Annotated in this window: 19 protein-coding genes and 3 pseudogenes; 11 read left to right on the plus strand and 11 right to left on the minus strand. The window is 29.1% G+C overall.

Annotation, left to right across the window (positions count from 1 at the left end):
- The 4 genes from H3N56_RS12260 to H3N56_RS12275 all read right to left on the minus strand — a co-directional run.
- A partial coding sequence (locus H3N56_RS12260; RefSeq protein WP_185881491.1) for a TetR/AcrR family transcriptional regulator occupies positions 1 to 445 on the minus strand: 445 nt, incomplete at its 3' end.
- A gap of 27 nt (positions 446 to 472) precedes the next feature.
- Positions 473 to 1,792 carry an OmpP1/FadL family transporter gene (locus tag H3N56_RS12265; RefSeq protein WP_185880107.1) on the minus strand — a complete coding sequence of 440 codons (1,320 nt, stop codon included), beginning with the start codon at positions 1,790 to 1,792 and terminating at the stop codon, positions 473 to 475.
- A 129-nt stretch (positions 1,793 to 1,921) separates the two neighbouring features.
- Positions 1,922 to 2,407 carry a dihydrofolate reductase gene (locus tag H3N56_RS12270; protein ID WP_185880108.1) on the minus strand — a complete coding sequence of 162 codons (486 nt, stop codon included), beginning with the start codon at positions 2,405 to 2,407 and terminating at the stop codon, positions 1,922 to 1,924.
- Complete coding sequence (locus H3N56_RS12275) at positions 2,407 to 2,868, minus strand: tRNA (cytidine(34)-2'-O)-methyltransferase (RefSeq protein WP_185880109.1); 462 nt, start codon at positions 2,866 to 2,868, stop codon at positions 2,407 to 2,409. The genes H3N56_RS12270 and H3N56_RS12275 overlap by 1 nt, the downstream gene beginning before the upstream one ends.
- 142 nt (positions 2,869 to 3,010) lie before the next feature.
- On the opposite strand from H3N56_RS12275, the pseudogene H3N56_RS13560 reads away from it, so the two are divergent.
- Positions 3,011 to 3,641: pseudogene (locus H3N56_RS13560) on the plus strand (MBL fold metallo-hydrolase).
- A 16-nt stretch (positions 3,642 to 3,657) separates the two neighbouring features.
- Positions 3,658 to 4,573: pseudogene (locus tag H3N56_RS12285) on the plus strand (NAD(P)/FAD-dependent oxidoreductase).
- A 54-nt stretch (positions 4,574 to 4,627) separates the two neighbouring features.
- Here the strand turns inward: H3N56_RS12285 and H3N56_RS12290 are convergent.
- Positions 4,628 to 5,422 carry an RNA polymerase sigma factor RpoD/SigA gene (locus H3N56_RS12290; RefSeq protein WP_185880112.1) on the minus strand — a complete coding sequence of 265 codons (795 nt, stop codon included), beginning with the start codon at positions 5,420 to 5,422 and terminating at the stop codon, positions 4,628 to 4,630.
- Between the two features lie 105 nt (positions 5,423 to 5,527).
- On the opposite strand from H3N56_RS12290, the gene ruvC (H3N56_RS12295) reads away from it, so the two are divergent.
- Complete coding sequence (ruvC, locus tag H3N56_RS12295; RefSeq protein ID WP_185880113.1) at positions 5,528 to 6,103, plus strand: crossover junction endodeoxyribonuclease RuvC; 576 nt, start codon at positions 5,528 to 5,530, stop codon at positions 6,101 to 6,103.
- A 32-nt stretch (positions 6,104 to 6,135) separates the two neighbouring features.
- Here ruvC (H3N56_RS12295) and H3N56_RS12300 read toward each other — a convergent pair whose 3' ends face one another.
- Complete coding sequence (locus H3N56_RS12300) at positions 6,136 to 6,987, minus strand: S1 RNA-binding domain-containing protein (protein WP_185880114.1); 852 nt, start codon at positions 6,985 to 6,987, stop codon at positions 6,136 to 6,138.
- A gap of 105 nt (positions 6,988 to 7,092) precedes the next feature.
- On the opposite strand from H3N56_RS12300, the pseudogene H3N56_RS12305 reads away from it, so the two are divergent.
- Positions 7,093 to 7,945, plus strand: a pseudogene (locus tag H3N56_RS12305) (S1 RNA-binding domain-containing protein).
- A gap of 32 nt (positions 7,946 to 7,977) precedes the next feature.
- Here H3N56_RS12305 and ruvC (H3N56_RS12310) read toward each other — a convergent pair.
- Complete coding sequence (gene ruvC, locus H3N56_RS12310; RefSeq protein WP_185880113.1) at positions 7,978 to 8,553, minus strand: crossover junction endodeoxyribonuclease RuvC; 576 nt, start codon at positions 8,551 to 8,553, stop codon at positions 7,978 to 7,980.
- A gap of 106 nt (positions 8,554 to 8,659) precedes the next feature.
- Between ruvC (H3N56_RS12310) and H3N56_RS12315 the strand changes: the two genes are divergently transcribed.
- Entirely contained in the window at positions 8,660 to 9,454 is a 795-nt protein-coding gene (locus H3N56_RS12315) for an RNA polymerase sigma factor RpoD/SigA (RefSeq protein ID WP_185880112.1), read from the plus strand.
- A 53-nt stretch (positions 9,455 to 9,507) separates the two neighbouring features.
- On the opposite strand, the gene H3N56_RS12320 is transcribed toward H3N56_RS12315, so the two are convergent.
- Complete coding sequence (locus H3N56_RS12320; RefSeq protein WP_185880111.1) at positions 9,508 to 10,425, minus strand: NAD(P)/FAD-dependent oxidoreductase; 918 nt, start codon at positions 10,423 to 10,425, stop codon at positions 9,508 to 9,510.
- A gap of 16 nt (positions 10,426 to 10,441) precedes the next feature.
- Entirely contained in the window at positions 10,442 to 11,071 is a 630-nt protein-coding gene (locus H3N56_RS12325) for an MBL fold metallo-hydrolase (RefSeq protein WP_185880110.1), read from the minus strand.
- 142 nt (positions 11,072 to 11,213) lie between these two features.
- Between H3N56_RS12325 and H3N56_RS12330 the strand changes: the two genes are divergently transcribed.
- From H3N56_RS12330 to H3N56_RS12345, 4 genes are all read left to right on the plus strand, one after another.
- Entirely contained in the window at positions 11,214 to 11,675 is a 462-nt protein-coding gene (locus tag H3N56_RS12330) for a tRNA (cytidine(34)-2'-O)-methyltransferase (protein ID WP_185880109.1), read from the plus strand.
- On the plus strand, positions 11,675 to 12,133 hold the full coding sequence (locus H3N56_RS12335) for a dihydrofolate reductase (protein WP_185881492.1): 459 nt from the start codon (positions 11,675 to 11,677) through the stop codon (positions 12,131 to 12,133). The genes H3N56_RS12330 and H3N56_RS12335 overlap by 1 nt, the downstream gene beginning before the upstream one ends.
- Positions 12,134 to 12,288: 155 nt before the next feature.
- Complete coding sequence (locus H3N56_RS12340; RefSeq protein WP_185880107.1) at positions 12,289 to 13,608, plus strand: OmpP1/FadL family transporter; 1,320 nt, start codon at positions 12,289 to 12,291, stop codon at positions 13,606 to 13,608.
- A 27-nt stretch (positions 13,609 to 13,635) separates the two neighbouring features.
- A complete protein-coding gene (locus H3N56_RS12345; protein WP_185880106.1) occupies positions 13,636 to 14,232 on the plus strand; it encodes a TetR/AcrR family transcriptional regulator in 597 nt (198 codons plus the stop codon).
- 37 nt (positions 14,233 to 14,269) lie between these two features.
- On the opposite strand, the gene recJ (H3N56_RS12350) is transcribed toward H3N56_RS12345, so the two are convergent.
- Positions 14,270 to 16,795, minus strand: coding sequence for a single-stranded-DNA-specific exonuclease RecJ (gene recJ, locus H3N56_RS12350; protein ID WP_370521086.1), 2,526 nt, complete (start codon positions 16,793 to 16,795; stop codon positions 14,270 to 14,272).
- A gap of 508 nt (positions 16,796 to 17,303) precedes the next feature.
- On the minus strand, positions 17,304 to 17,624 hold the full coding sequence (locus tag H3N56_RS12355; protein ID WP_185881493.1) for a hypothetical protein: 321 nt from the start codon (positions 17,622 to 17,624) through the stop codon (positions 17,304 to 17,306).
- Between the two features lie 95 nt (positions 17,625 to 17,719).
- On the opposite strand from H3N56_RS12355, the gene H3N56_RS12360 reads away from it, so the two are divergent.
- Together H3N56_RS12360 and recJ (H3N56_RS12365) are read left to right on the plus strand one after the other, a co-directional pair.
- Positions 17,720 to 18,505 (plus strand): transglycosylase SLT domain-containing protein, encoded by a 786-nt coding sequence (locus tag H3N56_RS12360; protein ID WP_185881494.1) that lies wholly within the window; start codon positions 17,720 to 17,722, stop codon positions 18,503 to 18,505.
- Positions 18,506 to 18,522: 17 nt separating this feature from the next.
- Positions 18,523 to 21,075: a single-stranded-DNA-specific exonuclease RecJ gene (gene recJ, locus H3N56_RS12365; RefSeq protein ID WP_185880105.1), complete on the plus strand. Its 2,553-nt coding sequence runs from the start codon at positions 18,523 to 18,525 to the stop codon at positions 21,073 to 21,075.
- The last annotated feature ends 12 nt before the right edge of the window (positions 21,076 to 21,087 follow it).

Consider the following 21,087-nt stretch of genomic DNA (forward strand, 5'->3'; position numbering starts at 1 on the left):
TATGCCCATAAAACCAACATTCTAAAAATAATTCATTTTTAAATTCTGATGGTAGTCCCGAAAATCTTTCATCTTTAGACATCTCATCTTTCATTAAATCACGGAATTCTTTTAAAACCGAATTATATGCTTTTTCTTTCAAAAAAATAGATTTAAAAAGTTGTTTTTCCTCACGTGCAAAAGCACAAAGTCCGATTCCACTATTTAAAAATATCATATCTGTTTCTTGCTTTTTAACATATTCTATAAATACTTCTTTAGCTCTACTTATAAGATCTTTTTTCAGTTCATCCATCGAACCGTAACAACTATATATTGGGGCTGGAGAAGCATTTAAAGCCTTTGCTAGATTTCTAGCAGTTATCTCATCTAAGCCATGTTTTTCAAACATTTCAAACGCTTTTTTATGTATCTGCTCCTTTGTAAATATAGCTTTTTTTGGCATTGCTACCTCCTAATATTTTTTAATTCATTATATTTTCTTAGTAAATCCTAATCCTACACTTGATATTTTCTTTTTATAGTTTTGATTTTCTAAAGCTTTTCCAGGGTATTTTTCTGTAAAGTTTCCTTTTGCAGAATCATACCAATAGTGATTATATGAAACTATCCATTCCATAGACTCATCCGGTCTATATTTAACTCCTGTTCCTGCCATAAATGAATCTAAAGCATATTCTACATCACTAAATGTGTCTTTATGAGCTCCTGTATCTGAATAGTTAGCTCCTATCATCCAGGCCCATTTTTTGTTTAACCAATACTCTGATCCTAGAGATACTTCCCAACCATTATCATACTCTATATCATGATTTGGATTAGCCTTCTTATCAATTTTAGCAGATTCATTGAAATAGTAATTTCCACCAACAAATGTAGTCCATGAATCTGTCATTTTATAAGATGCTCCAAGCGCTAGTAAAGCTGGTAAATCTCTTCTAACTTTTCTTCCATCAGCATACTCCGGAAAGAAATCCGAAAACCCTAGCTCTTTTCCAAGTAACGAAGCCTTCTTTTCATCAGCATCAGCTTTAAAATTCATTCTTACTGTTGTATCATATCTCATTCCAATATTTAATCTCTCAGTTGCAGCATAGTTAAGACCAAACTGTCCTCCAAATCCCCAAGCTGTTCTTTCTGAATCTATTTCAGCTTCAATTGGTAAAGAATTTTCTTTTCCAAAAACAGTAGTATTTAATTCCGCATTTAAATGTCCTTTTAGTAATCTACTTCCACGAACTACTCTACCAGCTAATGAAACTGAAACTTTATCATTTATATCCCACGCTCTACCTAAAGTAGACTGGATATACATATTAGATCCTTCAGCACTTGACCCTAAATCTTTAGCTCTAACTTTTGCAATACCTAAATCCATATTTATTACATCTTCTAAAACTCCAATTCCAGCAACTCCATCATCATACTTTAAGTCTCCGCCTCCACCAAGACCTCCAAATGTCCAAAACCATGTTCTCTCTTTATTTTTTGTATATAAAGCTAGATTCGGTACAGGTGCACCTAGGTCAGCAGAATACTCTTTTCCTTTATATGTCATTGTTTCTTTTCCATACGCATACTGAATTCCAGCTCTTAAATATGTTCCATCTTCCAGTCTCATAAGTCCGGCTGGATTGAAATATACTGATGTATTTCTATTGATTGCCCCTTGTTGTGCTGGATTTGCTCCATACTCAGGGGTATAGTTTTGTATATGATCTATTGAAGCTCCAAACGAGCTAATTCCCGTTACTAAAATTAATGCTGCTAAATAAAATTTTGTCTTACTCATTATGTTTCTCCCTCCGATATTGCCACTAATAAAATTACATTTGTTATTATTACTTATGTAATATAACATTTGTTTTTTAAATTTTAATTAAGATTTTATTAATTTTTTTTAATAATAGAGGAAGGTTGTTTAATTATTAATACAAAGTGTTTTTCTTAAATATTCAACGTAGATAAATTCTTCAAAACTTTCATCAGAAATCTTATCAAATTCCTTTTCAAAAGAATCCAGGAAAAAGGTATCACCCTTATAATCTTTTTTAATATATGAGACACAAATCTTATCAATATATTTCATGCACTGTCTATAAATTGTAGATCCTCCAATAATATATATATCTTTATTTATTATTTTTTTTGCAAACTCCAGCCCCTGTTCAATGGAATTACATACTACGGCATCTCCTGCTTTATATCCCTTGTCACTACTTATTACTATATTGATTCTATTTGGAAGAGGTTTTCCTATACTTTCGTATGTTTTCCTTCCCATAATAACAACATTATTTATAGTTTTTTTCTTAAATAGAGATAGATCTTCCTTTACATCCCAAGGAATCTTTCCATCTAAACCAATAACTCTATCTTTAGTCATTGCAACTATTGCAATTATCATTATTCATCGCCAAAGTCAAAGTCATTTTGTCTTAAAGCTTCGTATAATACTATAGCTGCAGTATTTGAAAGATTCAATGATCTTCCCATTTTAATCATAGGAACAGTTATACAAGTTTCACTATTTTCTTTTAAAATATTTTCAGGTATACCCCTAGATTCTGGACCAAAAACTATAAAATCATCTTTTTTATACTGAACATCACTATATCTATTCTTAGTTTTAGTTGTAGCAAAAAAGAAATTTGATTCTGGATATGCCTCTCTTAGCTCTTCATAGCTTTCCCATACCTTTAAATCAATTAACTTCCAGTAATCTAATCCTGATCTTTTTATTTGTTTTTCATCCAAAGAAAAACCTAATGGTTTTATTAAATGAAGTGTTGTATTTGTTAATACACACGATCTCCCTATATTTCCAGTGTTGTAAGGAATTTCTGGGTTCATTAACACTAAATTCATATTCTCCTCCTTCGTAATTTTATATACAGGAAATTTTAACATAAATTTCATTTTTTTTCCTATTTTTTTCCTTTTATCTTTGATTTTTATTGTTAAAAATGGTATTTTATTAATAAGAATACAGAAGTTTTGGAGGAATAATATGAACATAAAGAATTTTCCCATGGGATCATATTTGACAAATTGTTATCTTGTTTGGGATAAAGAGAAAATGCTTCACTATTTGATTGCGGAGAGAGAGAGGATTAGATTCTTTACTTGGATTTTTGAAACAAAATAATCTAAATTTAAAAATCTTATTTAACTCATTGGACATGGCGATCATATAGGTGGAATAAATAAATTAATTAACATTTTCCCTGAAATAAAAGTCTACTATAGGTAAAGTAAGATGCTCCATTTCTATCCAACTCAACTTTGAGTCTATCTCAGTTTATTCAAGGATATGATTTTGTATTCGAAGGTGATTTTACAACTTTAAAAGAGGGAGATACAATTGCAGACTTTGAAGTTATCGATACCTCCTGGACATACTATTGGGTTCTAAATGCTTTTATAATAAAGAAAATAATTTAATGATTACTGGAGATACTCTTTTTAGAAGAAGTTATGGAAGATATGATTTACCGACAGGTAATTTTGACAATCTCCAAAAAAGTTTAAGAAAAATTTGTGAAAACTATCCACCTGAAACTATTGTTTATAATTCTCATACGGATTCAACAACTTTAGGTGAAGAAAAATTATTTTTAAAATCTGAAGGTATCATTTAAATTTAGGAGGACTACTATGGAAAATATTTATGATGTTATAATTTAGGTGCTGGTCCAGCTGGACTTGCCGCTGCTTTATATACTGGAAGAGCTAATTAAAAGTTTTGGTTCTTGAAAAGCCTCATATTGGGAGTTTACTTATGGCTCATAAGATAGATAATTACCCAGGACACGAGGGTCTTACAGGACATAATTTACAACAACTTATGAAAATCAAGTTGCAAAGTACAATGTCCAATTTAAAGAATGTACTTTTTTAGGGTTTGATATTTTTACTGAACCTAAAATTGTTAAAACTGATATTGAGAATTTCAAAGCTAAATCTATCATTATCGCTACTGGATGGTCTAAAAATTCAAGCTCTAAAGTTCCTGGTGAACAAGAATTTCTAGGAAAAGGAGTGTCTTACTGTGCAACTTGTGATGGAGCTTTTACAAGAAATTTAACTGTTTCACTTTTTGGAAAAGGTGAAGAAGTAGCTGAAGAAGCACTTTTCTTAACAAGATATGCAAAAGAAATTTTAATTTTTGTTAATGATAACAAATTAAATTGTGACCCTTCAATTCTTTCGGCACTTGAAACTAATGAAAAGGTTAAAATTATAACTAATTCAAATCTAAAAAAAAATATCTGGAAGCGAATATGTAGAGAGCGTTGAGGTTGAAGTTAATGGTGAAATAAAAGATTATAAAACTGATTATACTTTCCTTTACTTAGGTACTAAAAATCCAACTGAACTATTTGGTGAGGTAGCAGAGCTAGATGCTCAAGGATATTTAAAAACAGATGACCATATGAGAACTAAAATACCTGGAGTTTATGCAGCTGGAGATGTTCGTTCTAAAGTTGTTAGACAAGTTACAACAGCAACAGCTGATGGAACAATTGCAGGAATGGATGCTATTAAATACGTACTTACGCTAAAAAAATAATTAAAAAAAATCTGTAGAACAGGCTTTTAATTTTTATGCCTATTCTGCAGATTTTCAATTATACATATATCCACATTCTAATTTTAATTTATCTATTGCTCTTATCTGGATTTGTCTTATCCTCTCACGAGTCAGATTTAAACAGTTTCCAATTTCTTCTAACGTTAATATTTTCTTATCAAAAAGACCATATCTATGAATTATAACTTCCTTCTCATTCGGAGTTAAACATTCTAAATTTTTTATGAGCTCACTTTTCGATTCTTCTTCTATTATATTTTCTTCTAAATAATCATCTCCTGGTATGATGCTATGATAATCTCCATTTTCTCCACACGTCTCTTCTAGCGAATTTAAACTTTGTTCTAAAATATCTAAATATTTCTCAACATCTTTTTTTTTCATTCCAATTTCTAAAGCAATAAACTCAATGCACGGGTCGCTAGTATTTTCAACTCGATACCTTTGGATACTCTTCTTTATTTTTGAAATATTATCATATATATATGTTGGAAATCTTATTAAGCCTCTATTACACGATATATATCTTAAAATACTTTGTTTTATCCAAAACATTGCATATGTAGAAAATTTTCTTTCTAAATACGGATCAAATTTTTCGACAGCTTTAATCAATCCAATATTTCCTTCTTGGATTAAATCTAGCAAAGGAATCCCTAGATTTGAATACTTTTTAGCAACACTTACAACAAGTCTCAAATTAGAAATTACAATTCTATCTTTTGCTTCGCTATCTCCTTCCTTAGCTTTTAAGGAATAAGTCCGTTCCTCCTCTTTACTTAATAGAGGATAGTGGCTAATCTCTTTAAGGTAGTCCGAGATATTCATAAACTATTCCCTCCTTAAATCTAAAATATCTAAGTTAATATACCGAAAAGTTTTTACCCTTCCTTTTTTAGTTTTAAATGTTATAATTAATGTGAGGTGATTTTTTTGAGAGTTTTAGGAATCGATCCGGGAACGGCAATTGTAGGATATTCTATCCTAGATTTTGATAAAAACAAACTAAGTCTAGTTGAATATGGATGTATTTATACCTCTAAAGATTTAGCTATTGAAGATAGACTTTGCCAAATTTTTGAAGAGCTCGAAAATATTATAAAAAAATTTAGTCCTAAGCATATGGCTGTCGAAGATTTATTTTTCTTTAAAAATAGCAAGACAGTTATCTCAGTAGGACAAGCTAGAGGTGTTATTTTATTAGCTGGTAAAAGAAATGGTCTAGATGTGCAAAGTTATACTCCTTTACAGGTTAAAATGGGAATTACAGGGTATGGAAGGGCAGAAAAAAAACAAATTCAAATTATGGTACAAAAGATTTTAAATCTTTCTGAAATACCAAAACCTGATGATGCTGCTGATGCTATAGCTGTAGCCATAACACATATAAATAGTTTAACAAACTCTCTCTATTCGACAAATTCTATCTCCAACACTAGTTTAGAAAAAGGACTAAAAAAAGATAAAATTTCAGCAAAAGAATTTAGAGAACTTTATTTAAAAAAATAGAGAAGTCTATTATATAGACCTCTCTGTTTTTTTTATTGCTTTATTATTAGATTTCCATTTTCATTCTTTTCAATTTTTTCAGCTTTTAATAAAGACCCAACTGCTCTTTTGAAAGCTTTCTTACTGATTCCAAAATATTGTTGAATAGATTCTGGAGAACTGCTATCTGTAAACTTAAAATGCTCTTTTAATAATCTCATTTTTTCTAAAATTATTTCTGCATCATCAGACATTTGAATGTGTGCTAAAGCTCTAGGAGCTAAATCTAACTTCCCATCTTCTCTAACTCTTACTATCCTAGCTTCTACTGTATTTCCAACTTTTAAATTCTTGAAACACTCATTTTTAGGAATTAATCCATAGTATCTATCGTCTACTGCTACGAATACACCTAACTCCTCATCAACTCTGTAAACAGTTCCTTCTACCATATCATTTTTTTCATACTTTCCATTTGGCATTAAGAAACTATATATTTTCATTGTTGCTGATAAACGATTTTTACTGTCCTCATAAATTCCAACTAGTACTTCTTGTCCAACTTTTATTTCTCCAACTATTTGTGAGAATGGTAGAAGTAATTCTTTTTTTAATCCCCAATCTAAAAATGCACCTAGTTTTGGATTAACATCCATAACTTTAAGTTTAGCTAGAGTTCCCATAGTTGCAGCTGTCTTTCTAAAAGTCGCAACTAATCTATCCTCAGAATCTCTGTATATCATTACGTCAACTTCGTCTCCAACTAAAAGTTCATCTCTTCCCTCTAATTCGTTGTTAGGAAGTAGGATGTTATCATTCACATCATCTGTTCCACCGTCTAAATATGCACCTATACTAGTAAAATTATTTATTTTCATACTCTGTCTTTTACCTATCTTTACCATAAATATATCTCCTTTTACTCTTTAATATCACATTTTATTATATAATTTTAGTTAAATACATTATATAATAAAATGTGATATTAAAGAGTAAAAGGAGATATATTTATGGTAAAGATAGGTAAAAGACAGAGTATGAAAATAAATAATTTTACTAGTATAGGTGCATATTTAGACGGTGGAACAGATGATGTGAATGATAACATCCTACTTCCTAACAACGAATTAGAGGGAAGAGATGAACTTTTAGTTGGAGACGAAGTTGACGTAATGATATACAGAGATTCTGAGGATAGATTAGTTGCGACTTTTAGAAAGACAGCTGCAACTATGGGAACTCTAGCTAAACTTAAAGTTATGGATGTTAATCCAAAACTTAGGTGCATTTTTAGATTGGGGATTAAAAAAAGAATTACTTCTACCATTCTCACAAATAGTTGGAGAAATAAAAGTTGGACAAGAAGTACTAGTTGGAATTTATGAGGACAGTAAAAATCGTTTATCAGCAACAATGAAAATATATAGTTTCTTAATGCCAAATGGAAAGTATGAAAAAAATGATATGGTAGAAGGAACTGTTTACAGAGTTGATGAGGAGTTAGGTGTATTCGTAGCAGTAGACGATAGATACTATGGATTAATTCCTAAAAATGAGTGTTTCAAGAATTTAAAAGTTGGAAATACAGTAGAAGCTAGGATAGTAAGAGTTAGAGAAGATGGGAAGTTAGATTTAGCTCCTAGAGCTTTAGCACACATTCAAATGTCTGATGATGCAGAAATAATTTTAGAAAAAATGAGATTATTAAAAGAGCATTTTAAGTTTACAGATAGCAGTTCTCCAGAATCTATTCAACAATATTTTGGAATCAGTAAGAAAGCTTTCAAAAGAGCAGTTGGGTCTTTATTAAAAGCTGAAAAAATTGAAAAGAATGAAAATGGAAATCTAATAATAAAGCAATAAAAAAAACAGAGAGGTCTATATAATAGACTTCTCTATTTTTTTAAATAAAGTTCTCTAAATTCTTTTGCTGAAATTTTATCTTTTTTTAGTCCTTTTTCTAAACTAGTGTTGGAGATAGAATTTGTCGAATAGAGAGAGTTTGTTAAACTATTTATATGTGTTATGGCTACAGCTATAGCATCAGCAGCATCATCAGGTTTTGGTATTTCAGAAAGATTTAAAATCTTTTGTACCATAATTTGAATTTGTTTTTTTTCTGCCCTTCCATACCCTGTAATTCCCATTTTAACCTGTAAAGGAGTATAACTTTGCACATCTAGACCATTTCTTTTACCAGCTAATAAAATAACACCTCTAGCTTGTCCTACTGAGATAACTGTCTTGCTATTTTTAAAGAAAAATAAATCTTCGACAGCCATATGCTTAGGACTAAATTTTTTTATAATATTTTCGAGCTCTTCAAAAATTTGGCAAAGTCTATCTTCAATAGCTAAATCTTTAGAGGTATAAATACATCCATATTCAACTAGACTTAGTTTGTTTTTATCAAAATCTAGGATAGAATATCCTACAATTGCCGTTCCCGGATCGATTCCTAAAACTCTCAAAAAAAATCACCTCACATTAATTATAACATTTAAAACTAAAAAAGGAAGGGTAAAAACTTTTCGGTATATTAACTTAGATATTTTAGATTTAAGGAGGGAATAGTTTATGAATATCTCGGACTACCTTAAAGAGATTAGCCACTATCCTCTATTAAGTAAAGAGGAGGAACGGACTTATTCCTTAAAAGCTAAGGAAGGAGATAGCGAAGCAAAAGATAGAATTGTAATTTCTAATTTGAGACTTGTTGTAAGTGTTGCTAAAAAGTATTCAAATCTAGGGATTCCTTTGCTAGATTTAATCCAAGAAGGAAATATTGGATTGATTAAAGCTGTCGAAAAATTTGATCCGTATTTAGAAAGAAAATTTTCTACATATGCAATGTTTTGGATAAAACAAAGTATTTTAAGATATATATCGTGTAATAGAGGCTTAATAAGATTTCCAACATATATATATGATAATATTTCAAAAATAAAGAAGAGTATCCAAAGGTATCGAGTTGAAAATACTAGCGACCCGTGCATTGAGTTTATTGCTTTAGAAATTGGAATGAAAAAAAAAGATGTTGAGAAATATTTAGATATTTTAGAACAAAGTTTAAATTCGCTAGAAGAGACGTGTGGAGAAAATGGAGATTATCATAGCATCATACCAGGAGATGATTATTTAGAAGAAAATATAATAGAAGAAGAATCGAAAAGTGAGCTCATAAAAAATTTAGAATGTTTAACTCCGAATGAGAAGGAAGTTATAATTCATAGATATGGTCTTTTTGATAAGAAAATATTAACGTTAGAAGAAATTGGAAACTGTTTAAATCTGACTCGTGAGAGGATAAGACAAATCCAGATAAGAGCAATAGATAAATTAAAATTAGAATGTGGATATATGTATAATTGAAAATCTGCAGAATAGGCATAAAAATTAAAAGCCTGTTCTACAGATTTTTTTAATTATTTTTTTAGCGTAAGTACGTATTTAATAGCATCCATTCCTGCAATTGTTCCATCAGCTGTTGCTGTTGTAACTTGTCTAACAACTTTAGAACGAACATCTCCAGCTGCATAAACTCCAGGTATTTTAGTTCTCATATGGTCATCTGTTTTTAAATATCCTTGAGCATCTAGCTCTGCTACCTCACCAAATAGTTCAGTTGGATTTTTAGTACCTAAGTAAAGGAAAGTATAATCAGTTTTATAATCTTTTATTTCACCATTAACTTCAACCTCAACGCTCTCTACATATTCGCTTCCAGATATTTTTTTTAGATTTGAATTAGTTATAATTTTAACCTTTTCATTAGTTTCAAGTGCCGAAAGAATTGAAGGGTCACAATTTAATTTGTTATCATTAACAAAAATTAAAATTTCTTTTGCATATCTTGTTAAGAAAAGTGCTTCTTCAGCTACTTCTTCACCTTTTCCAAAAAGTGAAACAGTTAAATTTCTTGTAAAAGCTCCATCACAAGTTGCACAGTAAGACACTCCTTTTCCTAGAAATTCTTGTTCACCAGGAACTTTAGAGCTTGAATTTTTAGACCATCCAGTAGCGATAATGATAGATTTAGCTTTGAAATTCTCAATATCAGTTTTAACAATTTTAGGTTCAGTAAAAATATCAAACCCTAAAAAAGTACATTCTTTAAATTGGACATTGTACTTTGCAACTTGATTTTTCATAAGTTGTTGTAAATTATGTCCTGTAAGACCCTCGTGTCCTGGGTAATTATCTATCTTATGAGCCATAAGTAAACTCCCAATATGAGGCTTTTCAAGAACCAAAACTTTTAAATTAGCTCTTCCAGTATATAAAGCAGCGGCAAGTCCAGCTGGACCAGCACCTAAAATTATAACATCATAAATATTTTCCATAGTAGTCCTCCTAAATTTAAATGATACCTTCAGATTTTAAAAATAATTTTTCTTCACCTAAAGTTGTTGAATCCGTATGAGAATTATAAACAATAGTTTCAGGTGGATAGTTTTCACAAATTTTTCTTAAACTTTTTTGGAGATTGTCAAAATTACCTGTCGGTAAATCATATCTTCCATAACTTCTTCTAAAAAGAGTATCTCCAGTAATCATTAAATTATTTTCTTTATTATAAAAGCATTTAGAACCAATAGTATGTCCAGGAGTATCGATAACTTCAAAGTCTGCAATTGTATCTCCCTCTTTTAAAGTTGTAAAATCACCTTCGAATACAAAATCATATCCTTGAATAAACTGAGATAGACTCAAAGTTGAGTTGGATAGAAATGGAGCATCTTCTTTACCTATATAGACTTTTATTTCAGGGAAAATGTTAATTAATTTATTTATTCCACCTATATGATCGCCATGTCCATGAGTTAAAATAAGATTTTTTAAATTTAGATTATTTTGTTTCAAAAATCCAAGTAAAGAATCTAATCCTCTCTCTCCTCCGCAATCAAATAGTGAAGCATTTTTCTCTTTATCCCAAACAAGATAACAATTTGTCAAATATGATCCCATGGGAAAATTCTTTATGTTCATATTATTCCTCCAAAACTTCTGTATTCTTATTAATAAAATACCATTTTTAACAATAAAAATCAAAGATAAAAGGAAAAAAATAGGAAAAAAAATGAAATTTATGTTAAAATTTCCTGTATATAAAATTACGAAGGAGGAGAATATGAATTTAGTGTTAATGAACCCAGAAATTCCTTACAACACTGGAAATATAGGGAGATCGTGTGTATTAACAAATACAACACTTCATTTAATAAAACCATTAGGTTTTTCTTTGGATGAAAAACAAATAAAAAGATCAGGATTAGATTACTGGAAGTTAATTGATTTAAAGGTATGGGAAAGCTATGAAGAGCTAAGAGAGGCATATCCAGAATCAAATTTCTTTTTTGCTACAACTAAAACTAAGAATAGATATAGTGATGTTCAGTATAAAAAAGATGATTTTATAGTTTTTGGTCCAGAATCTAGGGGTATACCTGAAAATATTTTAAAAGAAAATAGTGAAACTTGTATAACTGTTCCTATGATTAAAATGGGAAGATCATTGAATCTTTCAAATACTGCAGCTATAGTATTATACGAAGCTTTAAGACAAAATGACTTTGACTTTGGCGATGAATAATGATAATTGCAATAGTTGCAATGACTAAAGATAGAGTTATTGGTTTAGATGGAAAGATTCCTTGGGATGTAAAGGAAGATCTATCTCTATTTAAGAAAAAAACTATAAATAATGTTGTTATTATGGGAAGGAAAACATACGAAAGTATAGGAAAACCTCTTCCAAATAGAATCAATATAGTAATAAGTAGTGACAAGGGATATAAAGCAGGAGATGCCGTAGTATGTAATTCCATTGAACAGGGGCTGGAGTTTGCAAAAAAAATAATAAATAAAGATATATATATTATTGGAGGATCTACAATTTATAGACAGTGCATGAAATATATTGATAAGATTTGTGTCTCATATATTAAAAAGATTATAAGGGTGATACCTTTTTCCTGGATTCTTTTGAAAAGGAATTTGATAAGATTTCTGATGAAAGTTTTGAAGAATTTATCTACGTTGAATATTTAAGAAAAACACTTTGTATTAATAATTAAACAACCTTCCTCTATTATTAAAAAAAATTAATAAAATCTTAATTAAAATTTAAAAAACAAATGTTATATTACATAAGTAATAATAACAAATGTAATTTTATTAGTGGCAATATCGGAGGGAGAAACATAATGAGTAAGACAAAATTTTATTTAGCAGCATTAATTTTAGTAACGGGAATTAGCTCGTTTGGAGCTTCAATAGATCATATACAAAACTATACCCCTGAGTATGGAGCAAATCCAGCACAACAAGGGGCAATCAATAGAAATACATCAGTATATTTCAATCCAGCCGGACTTATGAGACTGGAAGATGGAACATATTTAAGAGCTGGAATTCAGTATGCGTATGGAAAAGAAACAATGACATATAAAGGAAAAGAGTATTCTGCTGACCTAGGTGCACCTGTACCGAATCTAGCTTTATATACAAAAAATAAAGAGAGAACATGGTTTTGGACATTTGGAGGTCTTGGTGGAGGCGGAGACTTAAAGTATGATGATGGAGTTGCTGGAATTGGAGTTTTAGAAGATGTAATAAATATGGATTTAGGTATTGCAAAAGTTAGAGCTAAAGATTTAGGGTCAAGTGCTGAAGGATCTAATATGTATATCCAGTCTACTTTAGGTAGAGCGTGGGATATAAATGATAAAGTTTCAGTTTCATTAGCTGGTAGAGTAGTTCGTGGAAGTAGATTACTAAAAGGACATTTAAATGCGGAATTAAATACTACTGTTTTTGGAAAAGAAAATTCTTTACCAATTGAAGCTGAAATAGATTCAGAAAGAACAGCTTGGGGATTTGGAGGACAGTTTGGTCTTAACTATGCTGCAACTGAGAGATTAAATATTGGAATGAGATATGATACAACAGTAAGAATGAATTTTAAAGCTGATGCTGATGAAAAGAAGGCTTCGTTACTTGGAAAAGAGCTAGGGTTTTCGGATTTCTTTCCGGAGTATGCTGATGGAAGAAAAGTTAGAAGAGATTTACCAGCTTTACTAGCGCTTGGAGCATCTTATAAAATGACAGATTCATGGACTACATTTGTTGGTGGAAATTACTATTTCAATGAATCTGCTAAAATTGATAAGAAGGCTAATCCAAATCATGATATAGAGTATGATAATGGTTGGGAAGTATCTCTAGGATCAGAGTATTGGTTAAACAAAAAATGGGCCTGGATGATAGGAGCTAACTATTCAGATACAGGAGCTCATAAAGACACATTTAGTGATGTAGAATATGCTTTAGATTCATTTATGGCAGGAACAGGAGTTAAATATAGACCGGATGAGTCTATGGAATGGATAGTTTCATATAATCACTATTGGTATGATTCTGCAAAAGGAAACTTTACAGAAAAATACCCTGGAAAAGCTTTAGAAAATCAAAACTATAAAAAGAAAATATCAAGTGTAGGATTAGGATTTACTAAGAAAATATAATGAATTAAAAAATATTAGGAGGTAGCAATGCCAAAAAAAGCTATATTTACAAAGGAGCAGATACATAAAAAAGCGTTTGAAATGTTTGAAAAACATGGCTTAGATGAGATAACTGCTAGAAATCTAGCAAAGGCTTTAAATGCTTCTCCAGCCCCAATATATAGTTGTTACGGTTCGATGGATGAACTGAAAAAAGATCTTATAAGTAGAGCTAAAGAAGTATTTATAGAATATGTTAAAAAGCAAGAAACAGATATGATATTTTTAAATAGTGGAATCGGACTTTGTGCTTTTGCACGTGAGGAAAAACAACTTTTTAAATCTATTTTTTTGAAAGAAAAAGCATATAATTCGGTTTTAAAAGAATTCCGTGATTTAATGAAAGATGAGATGTCTAAAGATGAAAGATTTTCGGGACTACCATCAGAATTTAAAAATGAATTATTTTTAGAATGTTGGTTTTATGGGCATGGATTTGCTACTCTTATAGCTACAGAGTATTTTGAAGATCCAAGTAATGACTTTATAAAAGAAAAGTTATTAAATGGAGCTGGAACTATGCTCTTAACAAGAATAGATAACTACAGAAAAAGAAATAGACATAAAAAAATATCTCAAGAATAAATAAAAATGGATGGTTCAGTGAGCCATCCATTTTTATTTATAATATAACTTTTATATCCTCTGTTCCATATATTTCAGAAAGAGTATTTAGATTTTTTAAAATTTCAAAACGATCGTTAAAAGGTAACTTTTTACTATATATATGTTGTTTATTAAAAAGTTCTGATTCAGAAACAATATTTATATTTTGAGGAATAGAGTAAGAGTCAACAATAGTCTCAAATCCTTTAACCTTAAGTATAGATTTTGAAATTATAAGAGCTGAATTTGTACCGAGCTCTTCATTTTCATAACAGTCTAGGAAGATATAAAAATCATATCCTTTAATAAAAGTCTTCGAAATTTTAATATAATTACAGAAGTAGTCTTTTTGAGAAATTAGAAGAGCTTTTTTACCAATTGACTGATAATAAAGTGCAATAGTTTCTATTAAAGTCCTGGTTCCTCTTGATTTTTCCATGATAGCAAGAGTATTAACTTTTTTTCTAAAGATATTGGCTAAAACATTTTTTTGAATATAGTTGTAGTTGAAATCTCCAATAAGGAAATTTTTGATATCTTTGAATAAATCTCCTTCTTTGATTGCATAAGACACAAAATTAATATCTTTATGTATTTTAATATGAATATTGAAATTTTCTTCTTTTTGAATAATTTTAATTACCTCAACAGAAAAATTGGTATTAAAATTTTCTTTTAAGTTTTTTAATAAAAACTGTGTTTGAGAATCTAAATACCCAACATTTTCTCTTCCAGAAACAATTGTAACCTCGTTATTTGTAAAGTTAATTGATAATTTTTTATCATTTAAAACTTTCCGAGTATAGAAAATAGTTTCTAAAGGAAAAACAGTCTCATAGAGACAAAAGGTATTTTTTAATTTGTTATTTATATGATTCGAAGGTTTTATGTCATCTATAAAAATTTTATATTGATATCTATCTTTATAAATTTCCATTTTTAATTTAAATGCAACATCAATTTCTTTTAAGGTTGCGATATCTTCAAACATATCTTGGCTATTGAACCAAACACAATTTTTTATCTCTATACCGTCTTTTTCAAGATTCATCATCAGATGGTTTTTATCTTTTCCAATTGCTCTAAAATTACTAAAATTACAATTAGTTATAGAAAAGAGTGGAGAAGGATTTCCAAAACCAAATGGTTCAAGAGTCGAAATCTTATCTAACAAATCGTACGATATCTTATAGAAAGGGATTTCACAATCTATCTTTATAGGTTTAATAAAATCAGATGATTCTAAAACTGTTTCAGCATACTCATTAATAGCTATATCAAATTTTTCAATATTATCTATAGGGATAGAAAAACCAGCAGCACCAGCATGGCCACCATACTTTATAAAAAGCTCACTCATAGAGTTTAAGGCCTCTATAATGTTGAACCCCTCAATACTCCTACAAGATGCTGTAGCAATCCCTTCAGAAGGTTTTATCTCCATTATTATAGTTGGTTTGTAAAATTTATCTACAATTTTAGATGCAACAATTCCAATAACTCCATGATGGAAATTTTTATCAGCAACAGTTATTACATTTTTAGAATCTAATCTTTTGCTTTCAATAGTTTCTAGTGCACTATTTAAAATAGATTCTTGAATTTCTTTTCTTTCGCTATTTTTATTAATAAGGTCATAGATAAGATTGTCACAAACAACATGTGAGTCATTAACAAAAAGTTCTACTGCCATTTTAGCATCTTCTAATCTACCAGCTGCATTGAAAATAGGAGCGATTATAAATCCTATATCATATGTATCAAATTTTTTAGAAAGAGGTTCTTCAAAAATTCTTTTTAGGAGCATATTAAGGCCAATCCATTTGCTGCTTTTTAAGAGCTGTAATCCCTTTTTTACAAGGGTACGATTATCTCCAACTAATGGAACTATATCAGCAACAGTTCCTATAGCCACTATATCTAAATATTTATAAGCTTGTTCTGTAATATTAAGCTTTTTATAAAGAGCTAAAATAGCCATAAAAGCTGTCCCAACACCAGCTAAATATTTAAAATCATTATCGTTATCTTCACGTTTTGGATTGATAACAGCAAAAGCATTGGGTATTCCGTGGTTTATCTCGTGGTGATCAGTTACTATTATATCCATGCCTAGATTGTTACAATGTTCTATTTCTTTGTGAGATGAAATACCACAATCTACTGAAATTATTAAGTTTCCTCCCTGCTCTTTTATATGAGTGATTGCATCAACATTTAGACCGTATCCTTCATCTCTTAGAGGGATATAGTAATTTACATTTATTCCAATCTCTTTTAAGGCTAAGTAGCAAAGAGATACCGATGTTATTCCATCAACATCATAATCTCCATAAATCCAAACTGATTGATTCGTTTCTTTAGCGTAGAGTAATCTATCTACTGTTTTATCCACATCTTTAAAAGAATTAGGATTTAAAAGATTAGTTTCATCCCCGTTTAAAAAAATTTCTATTTCTTCGGAAGTTGTAATCCCTCTATTTGCTAAAATTGATAAAATGTTTTTATCAAAGTTTAATTCAGATTGAATATTTCTTGAAATTTATATGTCCATTTAGTATTTCTCATTTCATTTCCTTTCAAAATTATTTGTAAAGAGAGTTATAAAAAGTATAATTATACATAAGTTGTTGAATATTTTTTCTTAGATCTAAATTTTGTACTTTATCCAAATCTAAATCGCCATCATAATTAAAAATTAGTGTAGAGAAATTTTCAGAATCTATTGAATATTCTAAAAGAGTCTTTAAATTGTTACTGTTATTTTTTTATAAATTTCACTCATCTTTTTCATACCTATTTCTAAATTTTTCTCTGGATCAGTAAGAATTTTTATATTGTAGAGATTCAACGGTATTTTTAAAAGACCAACTTCGTGAGATGGAGAGATATATCCCGAATTAAATTTTACTATAAGTTAGTATTGTAGCATAGATAATGTTTTTAGGGACATCATATTTTTTAGAAACCTTATTGATTAAGTCTTCATAGTATTTTGGAAAAAGAAAAAATATTAAATCGGAATATTTATAAAATTATTCTTAAAATTTTCAGAAATTTTTAAGAGCTAGATTGTAAAATTCTCCGGCTTCAAATAATTTAGTAATAACTATTTCTTTGTTGATATTATTATCGCTATTTGAAAATCTGCTATTTTCAATAGCTAAAGATAGGAGCTGGCTATCTTTTAAAGAAGCTATTTGAAATAGACCATCAATTTGAGCATTATATTGCTCTGAATTTGAAAGCTTTTTATAAGGTGGAAGGTTAGTAGTATAATTATTGACGATAAGATTAATCAAGTAAAAAGAATGATAATCAGATATACTCCAAGGATTTTCAATTTTTGATTTTAATCTATCACTTATCAAACTATAGATTCCACTTTCATAGGTGTATGGATATTTTGTTATAAAAAATTTTTATAACAAAATATCCATACACCTATGAAAGTGGAATCTATAGTTTGATAAGTGATAGATTAAAATCAAAAATTGAAAATCCTTGGAGTATATCTGATTATCATTCTTTTTACTTGATTAATCTTATCGTCAATAATTATACTACTAACCTTCCACCTTATAAAAAGCTTTCAAATTCAGAGCAATATAATGCTCAAATTGATGGTCTATTTCAAATAGCTTCTTTAAAAGATAGCCAGCTCCTATCTTTAGCTATTGAAAATAGCAGATTTTCAAATAGCGATAATAATATCAACAAAGAAATAGTTATTACTAAATTATTTGAAGCCGGAGAATTTTACAATCTAGCTCTTAAAAATTCTGAAAATTTTAAGAATAATTTTTATAAATATTCCGATTTAATATTTTTTCTTTTTCCAAAATACTATGAAGACTTAATCAATAAGGTTTCTAAAAAATATGATGTCCCTAAAAACATTATCTATGCTACAATACTAACTTATAGTAAATTTAATTCGGGATATATCTCTCCATCTCACGAAGTTGGTCTTTTAAAAATACCGTTGAATCTCTACAATATAAAAATTCTTACTGATCCAGAGAAAAATTTAGAAATAGGTATGAAAAAGATGAGTGAAATTTATAAAAAAAATAACAGTAACAATTTAAAGACTCTTTTAGAATATTCAATAGATTCTGAAAATTTCTCTACACTAATTTTTAATTATGATGGCGATTTAGATTTGGATAAAGTACAAAATTTAGATCTAAGAAAAAATATTCAACAACTTATGTATAATTATACTTTTTATAACTCTCTTTACAAATAATTTTGAAAGGAAATGAAATGAGAAATACTAAATGGACATATAAATTTCAAGAAAATATTCAATCTGAATTAAACTTTGATAAAAACATTTTATCAATTTTAGCAAATAGAGGGATTACAACTTCCGAAGAAATAGAAATTTTTTTAAACGGGGATGAAACTAATCTTTTAAATCCTAATTCTTTTAAAGATGTGGATAAAACAGTAGATAGATTACTCTACGCTAAAGAAACGAATCAATCAGTTTGGATTTATGGAGATTATGATGTTGATGGAATAACATCGGTATCTCTTTGCTACTTAGCCTTAAAAGAGATTGGAATAAATGTAAATTACTATATCCCTCTAAGAGATGAAGGATACGGTCTAAATGTTGATGCAATCACTCATATAAAAGAGCAGGGAGGAAACTTAATAATTTCAGTAGATTGTGGTATTTCATCTCACAAAGAAATAGAACATTGTAACAATCTAGGCATGGATATAATAGTAACTGATCACCACGAGATAAACCACGGAATACCCAATGCTTTTGCTGTTATCAATCCAAAACGTGAAGATAACGATAATGATTTTAAATATTTAGCTGGTGTTGGGACAGCTTTTATGGCTATTTTAGCTCTTTATAAAAAGCTTAATATTACAGAACAAGCTTATAAATATTTAGATATAGTGGCTATAGGAACTGTTGCTGATATAGTTCCATTAGTTGGAGATAATCGTACCCTTGTAAAAAAGGGATTACAGCTCTTAAAAAGCAGCAAATGGATTGGCCTTAATATGCTCCTAAAAAGAATTTTTGAAGAACCTCTTTCTAAAAAATTTGATACATATGATATAGGATTTATAATCGCTCCTATTTTCAATGCAGCTGGTAGATTAGAAGATGCTAAAATGGCAGTAGAACTTTTTGTTAATGACTCACATGTTGTTTGTGACAATCTTATCTATGACCTTATTAATAAAAATAGCGAAAGAAAAGAAATTCAAGAATCTATTTTAAATAGTGCACTAGAAACTATTGAAAGCAAAAGATTAGATTCTAAAAATGTAATAACTGTTGCTGATAAAAATTTCCATCATGGAGTTATTGGAATTGTTGCATCTAAAATTGTAGATAAATTTTACAAACCAACTATAATAATGGAGATAAAACCTTCTGAAGGGATTGCTACAGCATCTTGTAGGAGTATTGAGGGGTTCAACATTATAGAGGCCTTAAACTCTATGAGTGAGCTTTTTATAAAGTATGGTGGCCATGCTGGTGCTGCTGGTTTTTCTATCCCTATAGATAATATTGAAAAATTTGATATAGCTATTAATGAGTATGCTGAAACAGTTTTAGAATCATCTGATTTTATTAAACCTATAAAGATAGATTGTGAAATCCCTTTCTATAAGATATCGTACGATTTGTTAGATAAGATTTCGACTCTTGAACCATTTGGTTTTGGAAATCCTTCTCCACTCTTTTCTATAACTAATTGTAATTTTAGTAATTTTAGAGCAATTGGAAAAGATAAAAACCATCTGATGATGAATCTTGAAAAAGACGGTATAGAGATAAAAAATTGTGTTTGGTTCAATAGCCAAGATATGTTTGAAGATATCGCAACCTTAAAAGAAATTGATGTTGCATTTAAATTAAAAATGGAAATTTATAAAGATAGATATCAATATAAAATTTTTATAGATGACATAAAACCTTCGAATCATATAAATAACAAATTAAAAAATACCTTTTGTCTCTATGAGACTGTTTTTCCTTTAGAAACTATTTTCTATACTCGGAAAGTTTTAAATGATAAAAAATTATCAATTAACTTTACAAATAACGAGGTTACAATTGTTTCTGGAAGAGAAAATGTTGGGTATTTAGATTCTCAAACACAGTTTTTATTAAAAAACTTAAAAGAAAATTTTAATACCAATTTTTCTGTTGAGGTAATTAAAATTATTCAAAAAGAAGAAAATTTCAATATTCATATTAAAATACATAAAGATATTAATTTTGTGTCTTATGCAATCAAAGAAGGAGATTTATTCAAAGATATCAAAAATTTCCTTATTGGAGATTTCAACTACAACTATATTCAAAAAAATGTTTTAGCCAATATCTTTAGAAAAAAAGTTAATACTCTTGCTATCATGGAAAAATCAAGAGGAACCAGGACTTTAATAGAAACTATTGCACTTTATTATCAGTCAATTGGTAAAAAAGCTCTTCTAATTTCTCAAAAAGACTACTTCTGTAATTATATTAAAATTTCGAAGACTTTTATTAAAGGATATGATTTTTATATCTTCCTAGACTGTTATGAAAATGAAGAGCTCGGTACAAATTCAGCTCTTATAATTTCAAAATCTATACTTAAGGTTAAAGGATTTGAGACTATTGTTGACTCTTACTCTATTCCTCAAAATATAAATATTGTTTCTGAATCAGAACTTTTTAATAAACAACATATATATAGTAAAAAGTTACCTTTTAACGATCGTTTTGAAATTTTAAAAAATCTAAATACTCTTTCTGAAATATATGGAACAGAGGATATAAAAGTTATATTATAAATAAAAATGGAT

This window comes from Cetobacterium sp. 2A (assembly GCF_014250685.1).
GTDB lineage: Bacteria > Fusobacteriota > Fusobacteriia > Fusobacteriales > Fusobacteriaceae > Cetobacterium.

Coding starts and splice junctions, on each gene's coding strand:
- H3N56_RS12265 (WP_185880107.1), bottom strand. CDS start 1,792: ATGAGTAAGACAAAATTTTATTTAGCAGCATTAATTTTAGTAACGGGA.
- H3N56_RS12270 (WP_185880108.1), bottom strand. CDS start 2,407: ATGATAATTGCAATAGTTGCAATGACTAAAGATAGAGTTATTGGTTTA.
- H3N56_RS12275 (WP_185880109.1), bottom strand. CDS start 2,868: ATGAATTTAGTGTTAATGAACCCAGAAATTCCTTACAACACTGGAAAT.
- H3N56_RS12290 (WP_185880112.1), bottom strand. CDS start 5,422: ATGAATATCTCGGACTACCTTAAAGAGATTAGCCACTATCCTCTATTA.
- H3N56_RS12300 (WP_185880114.1), bottom strand. CDS start 6,987: ATGGTAAAGATAGGTAAAAGACAGAGTATGAAAATAAATAATTTTACT.
- H3N56_RS12315 (WP_185880112.1), top strand. CDS start 8,660: ATGAATATCTCGGACTACCTTAAAGAGATTAGCCACTATCCTCTATTA.
- H3N56_RS12320 (WP_185880111.1), bottom strand. CDS start 10,425: ATGGAAAATATTTATGATGTTATAATTTTAGGTGCTGGTCCAGCTGGA.
- H3N56_RS12325 (WP_185880110.1), bottom strand. CDS start 11,071: ATGAACATAAAGAATTTTCCCATGGGATCATATTTGACAAATTGTTAT.
- H3N56_RS12330 (WP_185880109.1), top strand. CDS start 11,214: ATGAATTTAGTGTTAATGAACCCAGAAATTCCTTACAACACTGGAAAT.
- H3N56_RS12335 (WP_185881492.1), top strand. CDS start 11,675: ATGATAATTGCAATAGTTGCAATGACTAAAGATAGAGTTATTGGTTTA.
- H3N56_RS12340 (WP_185880107.1), top strand. CDS start 12,289: ATGAGTAAGACAAAATTTTATTTAGCAGCATTAATTTTAGTAACGGGA.
- H3N56_RS12345 (WP_185880106.1), top strand. CDS start 13,636: ATGCCAAAAAAAGCTATATTTACAAAGGAGCAGATACATAAAAAAGCG.
- recJ (WP_185880105.1), top strand. CDS start 18,523: ATGAGAAATACTAAATGGACATATAAATTTCAAGAAAATATTCAATCT.